The organism is Verrucomicrobiia bacterium, assembly GCA_035946615.1.
In the GTDB taxonomy this organism is placed as follows: Bacteria; Verrucomicrobiota; Verrucomicrobiia; order Limisphaerales; family UBA8199; genus DASYZB01.
The window spans coordinates 1-12,158 of sequence record DASYZB010000032.1 but is presented as its reverse complement, the minus strand read 5'-3'; the positions used below and the strand labels follow the sequence as shown (position 1 = coordinate 12,158).

Here is a 12,158-nt window from a genome sequence, read left to right as displayed (position 1 = left end):
GTAACCGAGGGGCTGAACTCGAAAATCCAGAGTCTCAAGTCCGCTGCCCGAGGCTTTCGCAACTTTCACAACTACCGGATTCGTATCCTGTTCTTCTGCGGAAAGCTCAATCTCTACCCACTATGATCCCCGTAGAAACCGTTCTTTTGCGGCTGATAAGGTTGACAATTTGGACTTTGTAATGCAAAGTCATCGCAAATGGAATCGCATTGGGCTGCAGAACATCTCCAGGTCATTCGCACCTTGATGGAACGTTCGGCTGTTTACCGCCGGGCATTGGCCCCCATCATGATATTCAACGGCGTGCTGGGCGTTTTTTGCGGCGTGCTCGGCTGGTTTTTGAAAATATCCTCCGTTCGCGGTTTCATTGGTTATTGGGCTGCGGTAGGGGTCGCCGCCTTGATCGGCTCATTCCTGCTGATGCGACGCCAGGCCTTTAGAGCGTCCGAACCGTTTTGGTCTCCTCCGACGCGCCGCATCGCCCAGGCATTATTGCCTGCGCTGTTTATCGGCTCGGTGGCCGGGCTTCTGGCCTTGATATGCCCCGGATGGGATTTCCTGCAGGGTTGGGGCTTGCCCGTCTTTTGGATACTGCTCTACGGGTGCGCGCTGACTGCTGCTGGGTTCTTTATGCACCGAGGCATCAAACTGCTGGGTTGGTTGTTTATCCTCTGCGGCTGTGGACTGATGGCCGCGCGCTGCCATGCCGGGGCCGCGGAACCCTCCTTGCCCCTCGGCCATTGCGTTATGGGCGGCATTTTCGGCGGCCTGCACCTGGCGTATGGCATCTACCTCTACTTCACCGAACCACGCAGGAATGAAACGTGAACCCGCAGCCCTTCCTCCAGCTCGATCGCGTCATTCACGAGAAAGGGCGTTTGGCAATTATGTCCATGCTGGCCGCTTCGCCTGAGCTTTCCTTCACTGAATTGCGCGACAGCCTCGGCATGACCGACGGCAATCTCACAACCCACATCCGCACCCTGCAGGAGGCCGGCTACCTCTCGGTCACTAAATCATTCCGCCATAATCGGCCCCTGACCACCTGCGCCCTGACAACCGCCGGCAAAAAGGCCTTCAACAACTACATCAATCTGCTGGCGGAGATCGTCGAGCAAACCCGGCCCAAATGAAGCTAAAAGTTGAACAACAGAACGGGAAAGCGGTCGATTACTTTGCAATGCAAAGTAATTTCAAACCCAGCCAACTTCGCTGTACTTAACCGCACCAGCAAGGCTTTCAAAAGAAAAATCGGCTTTCAGCAACAAAAGGAGATTCAATGAAGATTATTCGAGCAGAACATCTGGGGATGTGTTTCGGGGTGCGGGACGCGATTTCTTTGGCGCAGAAGGAATCCGAAGGCAAACCATTAACCATCCTGGGCGAATTGGTGCACAACGAAAGTGTTTTAGCGGAATTGCGCGCGCGCGGTATCCGGGTTGCACCGGACGCAATGAGCGTTGATACCCAAGCGGTCATGATTACGGCGCACGGCGCTTCCCAGAAGGCGCTCGAGGGAGTCCGGCAGCGGGGATTATCCGTAATGCAGGCCACCTGCCCGCTGGTTCATGTTGCCCATCGGGCAGTGAGAAAACTGGTGAGCGAAGGCTTTCACCCGGTGCTGATCGGCAAGCGGGACCACGTTGAGGTGCGTGGGATGACGGAAGACCTGCAGGATTTCGACGTGGTGCTGACTGAAGCAGAGGTCTTTGAGCTGAAGGAGCGGCCCCGATTTGGTGTTGCCGCCCAGACGACCCAGCCCATCGACCGGGTGCGGTATCTGGTCGGCCTGATTCGCTGGCGGTTCCCCGCGGCGGAGGTGCGTTTTGTGGATACCGTCTGCCAACCCACGAAACAGCGCCAGGACGCGGCAATCGAACTGGCGCAGCAATCGGATGTTGTGGTGGTGATCGGAGGGGCGCACAGCAATAACACGCATGAACTGGTGAAAACCTGCGCTCGTTACTGCGCCCATGTTCATCACGTGCAGCAGGCCGAGGACTTGCGGCCCGAATGGTTCGCGGGCGTTGGAAGAGTTGGGATCACAGCCGGAACCTCCACTCCGGATACGGTGATAGCCGCTGTCGAGCATTGGTTGGCTGAGTTGGCGGACAAAGGGCCTCGAGCAGATGCCCCGGGAGAAGCTCGGGAGAGGCTCGCGGCTTTTTGAACAAGCGCCTGAGGCTGGTCTGAAGCACAAGCAAGGAAGAAGCGAAGCTTCGGTTGGTGAATCGGCTTGAGTGTTGCGCTATGTTTTCAGGGTCTAAAGTAAACGAAGGATTATGAGACTTCTCAAATTGGCGTTCAAACGGGAAACGGCCATGCCGATGCTGGCCTTGCTATTTGCGTCGGCTGTCAGCCTTGGGCTGGTTGCGGCGCGAATGATCTGGACAGGCCACGCCCGCTACGGGTTTTTAGCCTGGAACCTGTGCCTGGCTTGGCTGCCCCTGGTTTTTGCTTTGCTCGCCTGCGACGAATACAGCCGGACAGGGTCTCAAAGCTGGAGGTTTCGTCTCCTGGCAGTGGCTTGGCTTCTCTTTTTCCCCAACGCGCCGTACATTTTCACGGACATCATCCACCTGACGACGCGCTTTTACGGCCATTTTTGGGTGGACCTGGTTTTAATTCTGCTCTGCGCGCTGACAGGCCTGGTGCTGGGCTTTCTCTCGTTATTCCTGATGCAGGCCATTGTGCGGCGAATGCTGGGCCGGGCGGCCAGTTGGCTGTTCATTGGCGGAGTGGCCCTCCTGAGCGGGGTGGGCATATACCTGGGCCGCTTCCTGCGGTTCAACAGTTGGGATGTGCTCTTCAAACCTTTGGCCCTGGGGCAAAGCATTGGCCGTTGGGCTGCCGACCCGCTGGCGCATCCCAATTCCTTTGCCTTTCCAGCCCTCTTCGCCACCTTTTTCTTTATCGCTTACCTGATGCTCTATGCGCTGACCTGTCTCGAACATGCCTATCCGGTTGCGGGAACGGGCCGGAAGATTTGAGTTTGCAACAGCTTCGCCCACGGACGGCGCCACCACAGCTAGAGAAATGGCGAGGGTTCCCAGCATGGTCCGAAGGCGCACCAGAGTTGTCAAATTGGCCTAATTGACCACAATGCTCGGGGCTAATGACAGAGTCGAAGCAACGAGCGGCCATTCCTGAGTGTAGGAGACTCCTTACATCGTCTCCTCCAAAGGTTTGGAACGGACCTTGTCATTGGCCCTGCCACAATGCTCGACACCCATTAAACAATTGATGTCAGCACTGCCGCGTCGCATACTCTGGGAAACTCATCCAGGACCAGCAAGTGAAACCAATCACGCGCCGGGACATGTTAAGCCAGGCCAGTTTACTCGGAACTGCTGTCGTTGCGGCGTTGCCTCTGGGCCAAACCGGCGCCGCCCCGGCAAGCCACTCAGCCAAATCCAAAATCAAAGTCGTCGTCACCGGCGGCCACCCAGGCGACCCCGAATACGCCTGCGGCGGAACAGTCGCCCATTACAGCGACATGGGCCACGAGGTGGTCTTGCTCTATCTCAATCGGGGCGAGTGGACCGATAAACCCTCCTATGACCCCGCTCCGGTCCGGGTCGCTGAAGCCAAAAAGGCCTGTGCAATCCTCAAGGCGCGTCCTGTGTTTGCGGGGCAAATTGACGGCAAAGCCATCGTTGATCCCGCCCATTACGAAGAGTTCCATCGGCTTTTGGAAGCTGAACAGCCCGATGTGGTCTTCACCCATTGGCCCATCGACAACCACCCGGACCACCGTGCTATCTCCATCCTGGTCTATGAGGCCTGGTTGCGGATGGGCAAAAAGTTCGCCCTGTACTATTACGAGGTTTCAAACGGGGAGGATACCGTCCAGTTTTCCCCCACCCATTACGTGGATATCACCTCGACCGAATCGCGAAAACGCTCCGCCTGTTATGCCCACGCCAGCCAGGCGCCGGACAAGTTTTACGCCCTCCAGCAACTGGTTACCCGAATGCGCGGCATCGAAAGCGGCCATCCACAGGCGGAGGCCTATATCCGCCATGTGCAAAGCCCCGATTTCACCCTGCCGACGGGGGAGAGCAAATGAGAAGGCCGGTTCCAAACCTTTGTAGGAGAAGACGCAAGGAGTCTCTCATCAGGATGAGCATCCTTCTGGTCATTCTTGCATCCGGCTGGGCGCGCGGCCAAAGCGCAATAGACGGATTTGATCCTGAGGCCGACTTTCCCATTTTGGTAACGGCCATACAAGGGGACGGAAAGCTCATTATCGGAGGCGATTTTGGCAATGTTGCAGGAGTCCCTCGCTCCTGCATTGGCCGGCTCAATCCGGACGGCAGCCTCGATGGCGGTTTCGACCCTGGTGCCAGTGCCCGCGTGCGGGCCCTGGCGGTCCAACCCGATGGGGCTATCATTGTCGCGGGCGATTTTATCCGGCTCGGTGGCGGTGGTGTGGCCACGATGGCCAGGGCGCAGATTGGGCGGCTTTTGCCTAATGGCGATCTGGACCCAAACTTCAATCCGGGCACCGATGGGAATGTGTATTGCCTCTTGCTTCAGCCGGATGGAAAGATCGTGGTGGGCGGCGGGTTCTCTACGATGGCTGGAAGCAGTTGCAACAACATTGGCCGATTGAATCCAGACGGTTCGATAGACTCCAGCTTTTCGGGCATAGGCACTGATACAACCGTCCATAGCCTGGCTTTGCAGCCCGATGGCAAAATTGTTTTGGGCGGCGAATTCTCTTTGCTTGGGGACCAGCCATTCAATTACGTGGGTCGATTGGAGACGAACGGCACACCGGACATGACGTTTACCAATCTGAGTCTGGACGGTTTTGTGAGCACTATTGCCTTGGATGCGGGTGGCAACATTTTGCTCGGAGGGCAGTTCTCGAATTTGGGTGGCGCTCCGCACAACTATGTTGCCCGCTTAAAACCCAATGGTACCCCGGACAGCTCGTTTATCGATCCCGGCGCAGATGGTTACATCGATAGCATCGCTTTTCAGTCGGACGGAAAGATTCTGCTGGGAGGCGAGTTTGTGAATTTGGGGGGACAGCCGCAGAGTTATTTGGGGCGGCTGAATTCTGATGGCAGCCTCGATACCGGGTTTAGTCCGTCAGTGAACGGGAACGTGTACTCGGTGCTCGCGCAGCCCGATGGCAAGATTGCCGTGGGAGGCCAGTTCACCTTGGCGGATGGGCAAACCCGCAGTTACATCGCGCGCTTTTATGCGGACAGTTCGCTCGACGCGACTCTCAACGCCGGACTGGCGGGCGGCAACGGCGTGACTGGCGCTTATGGATTGGCTCTGCAACCAGATGGCAAAATTCTGCTGGCCGGCAACTTTTCCAGCCTCGGAGGAATTACCCGCTCGAATATTGGCCGGCTCTTTCCGGATGGGTCTTTGGATTCATTCAATCCAGGCGCCAATGGTGTCGTCCGTTGTGTGGCAATTCAGACGGACGGGGAGATTCTAGTTGGCGGGAATTTCACCTCGCTTTCGAGGGAACCCCACGCAAACCTGGGCCGATTGTACGCGGACGGCTCAGCGGATAGCGCGTTCAAGCCGGCTGCCAGCGGGGCTTCGCAAACCATTTACGCTCTGGCGCTGCAAAGCGATGGGAAGATTCTTGTCGGTGGCGACTTCGCCAGCCTCGACTGGCAGGGCCTGTCTGGCCTGGGCAGGTTGAATTCCGACGGCACACTCGATGGCTCCTTCAATCCAACTCTGGATGGCCCTGTCTATACCATCGCGCTCCAGCCCGATGGAGGGATAATAGCAGGCGGCAGCTTTCATACGCTGGACGGCTCGACCCAAGTGGGGCTAGGCCGGGTCAAAGCGGATGGCAGCCTAGATGGCTCTTTTAATCCAGTTCTCTTGAATAGCCTCGGGGCCGTAACGGTTCAGGCTCTCGCCCTGGAAGCTGACGGGACGATTCTGGTAGGCGGCAATTTCACCCGAGTCAATGGCCAAAACTGCACGAACCTATGTCATTTGCTGGCCAATGGGACGTTGGATTCGGCATTTCACCCCGGAGTTAACGGCCCGCCATATACACTGGCGGTGCAAACCGATGGCAAAATCCTTGTTGGTGGTTGGTTTAACATCCTGGCTGGCCAACTGCGCAACCGAATTGGCCGGTTGAATTCGGATGGAACTCTGGACGGCAGCTTTGACTTGAGCGTCGGAGCCAACAACTTCGTGTATTCGCTCATGCTGCAGCCGGATGGTGAAATTCTGGCGGGCGGACTTTTCAGCGCTCTCCTGGGCCAATCGCGCAATGGCATCGGGCGTATTGCCGGTGGGGGCGCCGCCAGCCAATCCCTCGAAATGGCGGCTCAAGGAGGCGCCTGGACCTGGACCCGAGGCGGGGCCGGCCCTGAACTCCAACAAGCCACACTCGAACAATCCGTGGATGGAACCCATTACACTCTGGCGGGCAGCGGCACCCGAATCAGCGGGGGCTGGCAATTTACCAACGCAAGCATGCCGGCGGCAGGCAGCTTCTTCGTGCGGGCGCGTGGCCGCTGCGGGGATGGGGCAGGTTCGACCGGCCTCATTGAAAATGTTTACCAGTGTTTTAATGCGCCGGTCCTCGCGCCGCCAGTCCTGACCGCAGCGCCTTTCGGGCCCGCCTTTAGCTTTTCCTTTTCCAGTGTCAGCGGGGCCTCTTTTAGCGTTCTGGCTTCCACAAATCCGGCTTTGCCCATGGCCAATTGGACCCTGCTCGGCTCCGCCCTGGAGCTTTCTCCCGGACAATTCCAGTTCAGCGACCCGCAAGCACCGTCTTTCCCTGCCCGCTTTTACAAGGTCCGCTCCCCGTGACTAGCGGGCTGCAGGGCCAATGAGGTTAGTTCCAAACCTCTGTGGGAGACGACGTAAGGAGTCTCTGATCAGGATTGTCAGGCCGCCTTTGGTTCACCCGGAAGTTGCTGATCAGAGACTCCTTACGTCGTCTCCTACACTCAGGAATGGCGGCTCGTTGCTTCGACTCTGTCATTAGCCTCGCCGGCTGCAAACTCACAGTTTTCGGCACAATTGAATGCCGTCGGCGACGGAAAGCAGAACGGCCTCGATGCGCTTGTCTTTAGCCAGTTTGTGATTGAGCACGTCGATGGCTCGGCCAGTTTCTTCTTTCACAGGCTCGCCCCCCAGCCGGCCACCCCAGAGCATATTATCGAAGAGAATCAGGCCGTTGCGCCGAACCCGAGGCAGAATGAGTTCATAATAGGCCTCGTATTGGGTCTTCTCGGCGTCAATAAACGCGAAGTCAAAGGTCAAGCCCGGTTCGAGCGCCTGAAGGGCGGGAATTGCCGGCCCCAACCGCAGATCAATCCGCTCCGCGAGACCGGCGCGGGTCCAGTATTTCCGCGCAATGCGTGTCCATTCCTCGTTCTGATCGAGGCAAATGAGCCGTCCATTGGCAGGCAAGGCGCGGGCGATGCACAGCGAGCTGTAGCCGGTAAAGGTGCCGACCTCGATGGCGGATTGGGCCTGGATAGCGGCGACCAGGATGCCCAGGAAAGTGCCTTGCTCGTCGCTGATTTGGCATTCGCTCACCTTACCGAGGGCAGAGGTTTCCGCGCGCAAATCCGCCAGCAGCGGGTCGTCCGCATCGCTTCGGAGGCGGTCCAGGTAAGTGTATAAACGGTCGTCGAGTGTCAGGTATTTTGTGCCCATACTGCTCCCCAAATCATTGCCGGTCCAATTTTCCAAGGGCGAACGCGCAAGCGCCAATAGCGACGGCTTCACTCGTACCCAGTCTGGAAGTGCCCACACCGATGCGGGCCAGCGGGTCATATTTCAACTTGCGTTTGGTCCCCGGCACCACCACCTCGCGGGTTTCGCCTTTGAGGAATTTTTTCAGTTGTGAAGTGTCTTCCAGGTTAAAGGCGACCTGGACCAGGCGCCGGAAGGGGGGGCCATCGGGGGCGATGTAGTTGCTGTTTAATTCATCGATAAGAGCCGGCAGGAACAGAGGCCAGGAACCTGAAATCCCGCCGCCAATGACCGCCAGGCCGTCCATCAGTGTCAGCGCCTGGGCCATGGCATCGCCGACCGCTTCGCCCAGCCTGCGAAAGGCCTCGCGGGCGGCCTGCCGATTGCCAGGCTGTTTTCCCTGGCCGATGTCGAAGAGGACTTTTGGTTCAGGGACTTCTTCAAGCGGAATACCCGCCGTCTCGGCATACGCGCGGCGTACGGCTCGGATGCTGGCGCCTTCCTCGGCATTGGTTTGGGGCTGAAGTTTGTTTCGCAACAGCCAGACCTCGCCCGCGAGCGAGTTGTCGCCGGCGAACAATTCACCTTGGTGCACGATTCCTCCGCCAAAGCCGGTTCCAAGCGTGATGCCCAGCAGGTTCCGGTAGCGTTTGGGACTGCCAGCCTTTTTGAGCAGCGAGTTCACGTAGGGCAGGAAACCGGCGATGGCCTCGCCATAAGCAAAGAGGTCGCCGTCGTTATTGATGAAGACGGGGATGCCAAAACGTTTTTCGAGCATTGGACCCAGGGCGACCCCGCCACGGAACCCCGGAAGGTTGCCCAGGTCACCGATGATGCCTTTGGGATAATCGGCCGGGCCGGGGAAAGCGAAACTGATGGCCGCAGGAGGCTTGGTGCATTGGGCGGCAATTCGGGTAAAGCCTTCAACGATATTCGCCAGACAACGATCGAGGGCATCACCACACGAAGGCATGTTGACGGTTTGAGTGACTGGTTTGTTGGCGCGCATGGCGGCAAACCGGAAGTTGGTTCCGCCAGCGTCGAGGGTCATGACGATGCGCTTATCATTAGTCGGTGGCATAGGTGGTTCAGGAAGTGAGTCCCGGAGGCACGCTCTTAGGCTTTAGCAGGTTCGGCTTGTTGCGGCGTGGGGCTCTGGGCAGGTTTGTGTCCGCTCTTAAGGGAGAGCAGGAAGAGGTAAGTGAAGCAGGCGGCCGGGACGACGAAAGCCATCGCGCTGAGCCCCCAATCGCGCAACTGGCCCATCAGTAATGGGACCAGTGCGCCGCCGGAAATCGCCATGCACATCAGGCCGCTCAGTTCGTTGGCGCACTGTGGTTTTTCTTCGACGGTAATAGAAAAGAGCATGGGCCAGATGTTGGCGAACCCCAGACCCGCCGCAATAACCCCGGGGATTGCCAGAGACTCCGAACCGATCATCATCGCCCCCGCTCCCAGCAATCCCAGGAGGGCTGAGAGGCGGAAGCAGGTGCGTGGGGTCATGATGGTCAGCACCGCGCTGCCCAGGATACGGCCAATGGTCAGCATTGCGAAGAACAGGACCGGCCCAAACCGGCTGGCTGGCGATGAACCCGGAAAAACAACCGAGAGTATATGGTTGAGAAAGGAAAGAACGGGACCAAAAGCCGCTGTTTTCTCGTTGATGCCGATTCCTTCGAGCGTAGGGAGCAGGAACCGCCCCATGGAGGCTTCAGCCCCTACGTAGAGAAAGATGCCAAGCACGGCGAGGAGGAAGATGGGTTGCTTGAGCAGGCCCAGGCTCGAGCCGATGCTGGGCGGCACCTCGACCTTTGTTTCCTTTACCTTCACCAAAAGCACCCCGAAGAAGGCAATCGACATGAGAACGAAGTATAACGGGAAAGTGCCGCGCCAGCCCATCGTCTTGAACAGGGCGATGGTCCCGATGGCAATCACCAGATGCGTCGATGCGGTGCTGCCGATCCCCTTGATCCCTTGGGCAAAAGCCAGGTTCCGGCTGTAGCGCCCTTCGGCGCTGACGTCACGCATGATGGGGTTTCCGGAGACCTGCAAAAACGTAGTGCCGACGCCCAACAGGAAGATGCACGCCAGCAGGAGCAAAAAGCTGGGCACCTGAATCGAGGGAACCAGGCACGCCACCGCGTTGAGTCCCAGACCCAAAAGCAGCAGCTTCTTCTTGCCGATACGCGCCGCCAGCAGGCCGCCCGGCACGCTGAATACAGCAAACGCGATAAAAACGAAGAAGGAGAGCAGGGTCGAGATGACATTGCTGATATGATACTGCTTTTGCACCGCGTCGGACATCGGTCCCATGGCATCGGCCAGGCCCATCAGGAAAAACGCCAGGAATATGGGAAGGGTTTTAAGTCGCATGCTTATCCTAATTGGATGGTTGTCAGTTATCGAGCCGCCCGGATTCTAGGCAGTGGGCAGGAGCGTTTCAACCCTTAACGCAGCGGCGCGGAGACCAGGGGTGTACGCTGCGCGGGTGAACATCTCCATCCGCTGGGGCGGGCTGTGTCCTGGGGCGGTATGGTTACCGTAGGTTACCGGGAGTTACCGTAAGCGACCGTACGGTTACCGAGGGTTACCGTCAGATGCGGGTCGAGCGACGTTCGACGGGACCACGGCCTGCTGTTTTGACGTTGAGGCTCGCCTGCGCTTCATTGATTGAATTGAATTTGCTTTTTGGCACACGAATTGTTTTATACGCTGCGCGGGTGAGGGAGGAAGCCTCGGTCGCGGAGGGTCGGTAGCCGGTGGTCGGTAGCCGGTCGGTAGGCGGGATGGCAAATGGGTGGAAAGTTTGCGCGCGCGGAAAGGGGAAAACAACAAACCCCAATTCCCGGCCAAACCGTCGCAGCTTGTTTCCTGGCCTTGCCGAACAGCCCGCTCAAAGCACTGGAGGAATTGTTCCGTGCCAAGGTCATCCACTTGCTGGTCCAGGAGCAACTCCTGCCGCCCGAGCGCGTGCAGGTCCTCTACTCCTGGAAGCACAGCGGCTTTAACGTCCACGCTGGCGAACCCGTCCCGCCCGAGGCCAAGTCCAAGCTGGAAGAACTGGCCCAGTACATCCTGCGCAACCCTTTTTCGGTCGAGAAGATGACACGGGAATCCCCCACCGGCCCCGGGCGCGGCGTTCGAGGCAAAGGGTCCGAGCAACTGAAAGCCAGAATACGCCTAACCCAGGTGGTGCCGGCAGAGAAAGGTCGGCACATGCCCTATCGCGCCAGGGCGCTGCGTTGAACTTCCGAATTCCAACCGCTCGAGAACCCTCCATAAATCGTGCACAATTCCCGAACCTTTTAGCCTCGGCGCTGTCTAATAGGGTTGAGCCATGAGGATTCGGGGTTTATTTTTCCAGGGTCCGCGCCTCCAAGTTTTGGGGTTCACGTTAATAGAACTGCTGGTGGTCATAGCGATCATTGGCATCCTTGCAGCGCTGCTCCTGCCCACCCTAAGCGCCGCCAAATTGGGCGCCCGTAGAATCCAGTGCGTCAGCAACGTTCGGCAGTTGTCGATCGCAAGCTTTATGTATTCGGATGATGCGGGGCGCCATGCGGGTTATGACGTGCCGGCCTACCCGGGCGGCACCTGGATGGGTTCGCTGATGGATTACTTGGCCAAACAACACGCGGTGCGGACTTGTCCCTCGGCGCCACTGGGCAAGCTCCCACCCCGGCACGATAACGGACAGGGCAGCGCCGACCAGGCTTGGGTTCGCTGGACTTTTGACGGACGCACCATGTTCTCCGGCAGCTATGGTTATAATGGCTGGCTTTATTCCGATGGCAAGGTGGACGGCGATTACGCGGTGGGCCAGCAATTCATTTTCGTACGCCCGTCCATGCTCCAAAAACCGTCGGCGACCCCGGTTTTTTTCGATGAGAACTGGGTGGACCTTTGGGCCATGGAAACGGATTTGCCTTGCACCAACCTTTACCAGGGCCGCTCGCTTTATGATCGAACGAGCGAATTGGGCCGCTGCACCATTGCCCGGCACTGGAGCCGGTCTCCCTCGGCGGCGCCGCGCAACTTTAATCTGAACCAGCGGATGCCGGGAGCGATCAACATGGGAATGACCGATGGGCATGTGGAGCTTTTGAGTTTGGAGGACCTGTGGAAATGCTATTGGCACGTGAACTGGCAGCCGCCGGCGACCAGGCCTCGTTAACGCTCGACCCAGCTCCGTAGGGTTGGTCCTTCGGCGTGCGGCCGAGCATTATTTCGTCAAGAAGGTGCGCCGGGGCTCCTCGCCTTGGAAGACATCGGCAATATGGCAATATGGCTACGAAGACGCCTTGCCCAACTGGGCCAGCTCGCCGGCGGGGTGGACTACGCCGCCGTGGGCCAGGCTCTGAGCTGTTTTCAACCGCCGGCTCCAGCAGGACCGTGCCCTGGGCCGCCATGTGGCGCAAATCGAACATGCATTGTCAAAAATTGAGATGTGACCC

12 protein-coding genes are annotated in these 12,158 nt (G+C 58.3%); 9 read left to right on the top strand and 3 right to left on the bottom strand.

All coding sequences use genetic code 11. From position 1 onward, the window contains the following. From VG146_05165 to VG146_05135, 7 genes are all read left to right on the top strand, one after another. The coding region (locus tag VG146_05165; GenBank protein ID HEV2391738.1) for a transposase at window positions 1–126 on the top strand (126 nt) is incomplete at its 5' end. Between the two features lie 72 nt (window positions 127–198). Then, complete coding sequence (locus VG146_05160) at window positions 199–828, top strand: hypothetical protein (protein ID HEV2391737.1); 630 nt, start codon at window positions 199–201, stop codon at window positions 826–828. Then, window positions 825–1,133 carry a transcriptional regulator gene (locus VG146_05155; GenBank protein ID HEV2391736.1) on the top strand — a complete coding sequence of 103 codons (309 nt, stop codon included), beginning with the start codon at window positions 825–827 and terminating at the stop codon, window positions 1,131–1,133. Before VG146_05160 ends, VG146_05155 begins: the two co-directional genes overlap by 4 nt. Before the next feature lie 146 nt (window positions 1,134–1,279). Then, the gene (gene ispH, locus VG146_05150) at window positions 1,280–2,170 is read left to right on the top strand and encodes a 4-hydroxy-3-methylbut-2-enyl diphosphate reductase (protein ID HEV2391735.1); all 891 of its coding nucleotides are present in this window, start codon (window positions 1,280–1,282) and stop codon (window positions 2,168–2,170) included. Window positions 2,171–2,282: 112 nt separating this feature from the next. After that, a complete protein-coding gene (locus VG146_05145; protein HEV2391734.1) occupies window positions 2,283–2,990 on the top strand; it encodes a DUF1361 domain-containing protein in 708 nt (235 codons plus the stop codon). Between the two features lie 305 nt (window positions 2,991–3,295). Next, the gene (locus tag VG146_05140; GenBank protein ID HEV2391733.1) at window positions 3,296–4,069 is read left to right on the top strand and encodes a PIG-L family deacetylase; all 774 of its coding nucleotides are present in this window, start codon (window positions 3,296–3,298) and stop codon (window positions 4,067–4,069) included. A 53-nt stretch (window positions 4,070–4,122) separates the two neighbouring features. After that, complete coding sequence (locus VG146_05135) at window positions 4,123–6,810, top strand: delta-60 repeat domain-containing protein (protein HEV2391732.1); 2,688 nt, start codon at window positions 4,123–4,125, stop codon at window positions 6,808–6,810. 195 nt (window positions 6,811–7,005) lie between these two features. Here the strand turns inward: VG146_05135 and VG146_05130 are convergent, their stop codons facing one another. From VG146_05130 to VG146_05120, 3 genes are read right to left on the bottom strand one after another with little or no spacing between them, the layout of a single operon-like run. Beyond that, window positions 7,006–7,665, bottom strand: coding sequence for a class I SAM-dependent methyltransferase (locus tag VG146_05130; protein ID HEV2391731.1), 660 nt, complete (start codon window positions 7,663–7,665; stop codon window positions 7,006–7,008). Window positions 7,666–7,678: 13 nt separating this feature from the next. Continuing rightward, a complete protein-coding gene (locus VG146_05125) occupies window positions 7,679–8,785 on the bottom strand; it encodes an ROK family protein (GenBank protein ID HEV2391730.1) in 1,107 nt (368 codons plus the stop codon). A 35-nt stretch (window positions 8,786–8,820) separates the two neighbouring features. Further along, window positions 8,821–10,077 carry an MFS transporter gene (locus tag VG146_05120; protein ID HEV2391729.1) on the bottom strand — a complete coding sequence of 419 codons (1,257 nt, stop codon included), beginning with the start codon at window positions 10,075–10,077 and terminating at the stop codon, window positions 8,821–8,823. Between the two features lie 420 nt (window positions 10,078–10,497). Between VG146_05120 and VG146_05115 the strand changes: the two genes are divergently transcribed. Both VG146_05115 and VG146_05110 read left to right on the top strand, forming a co-directional pair. After that, complete coding sequence (locus VG146_05115; GenBank protein ID HEV2391728.1) at window positions 10,498–10,950, top strand: hypothetical protein; 453 nt, start codon at window positions 10,498–10,500, stop codon at window positions 10,948–10,950. A gap of 91 nt (window positions 10,951–11,041) precedes the next feature. Further along, window positions 11,042–11,878 (top strand): type II secretion system protein, encoded by an 837-nt coding sequence (locus VG146_05110; GenBank protein ID HEV2391727.1) that lies wholly within the window; start codon window positions 11,042–11,044, stop codon window positions 11,876–11,878. Window positions 11,879–12,158: the final 280 nt, after the last annotated feature.

What these genes read in the sequence shown, in the direction of transcription:
- VG146_05130 (HEV2391731.1), bottom strand. Translation starts at nt 7,665, where the DNA reads ATGGGCACAAAATACCTGACACTCGACGACCGTTTATACACTTACCTG.
- VG146_05110 (HEV2391727.1), top strand. Translation starts at nt 11,042, where the DNA reads ATGAGGATTCGGGGTTTATTTTTCCAGGGTCCGCGCCTCCAAGTTTTG.
- VG146_05120 (HEV2391729.1), bottom strand. Translation starts at nt 10,077, where the DNA reads ATGCGACTTAAAACCCTTCCCATATTCCTGGCGTTTTTCCTGATGGGC.
- ispH (HEV2391735.1), top strand. Translation starts at nt 1,280, where the DNA reads ATGAAGATTATTCGAGCAGAACATCTGGGGATGTGTTTCGGGGTGCGG.
- VG146_05160 (HEV2391737.1), top strand. Translation starts at nt 199, where the DNA reads ATGGAATCGCATTGGGCTGCAGAACATCTCCAGGTCATTCGCACCTTG.
- VG146_05125 (HEV2391730.1), bottom strand. Translation starts at nt 8,785, where the DNA reads ATGCCACCGACTAATGATAAGCGCATCGTCATGACCCTCGACGCTGGC.
- VG146_05115 (HEV2391728.1), top strand. Translation starts at nt 10,498, where the DNA reads ATGGGTGGAAAGTTTGCGCGCGCGGAAAGGGGAAAACAACAAACCCCA.
- VG146_05135 (HEV2391732.1), top strand. Translation starts at nt 4,123, where the DNA reads ATGAGCATCCTTCTGGTCATTCTTGCATCCGGCTGGGCGCGCGGCCAA.
- VG146_05145 (HEV2391734.1), top strand. Translation starts at nt 2,283, where the DNA reads ATGAGACTTCTCAAATTGGCGTTCAAACGGGAAACGGCCATGCCGATG.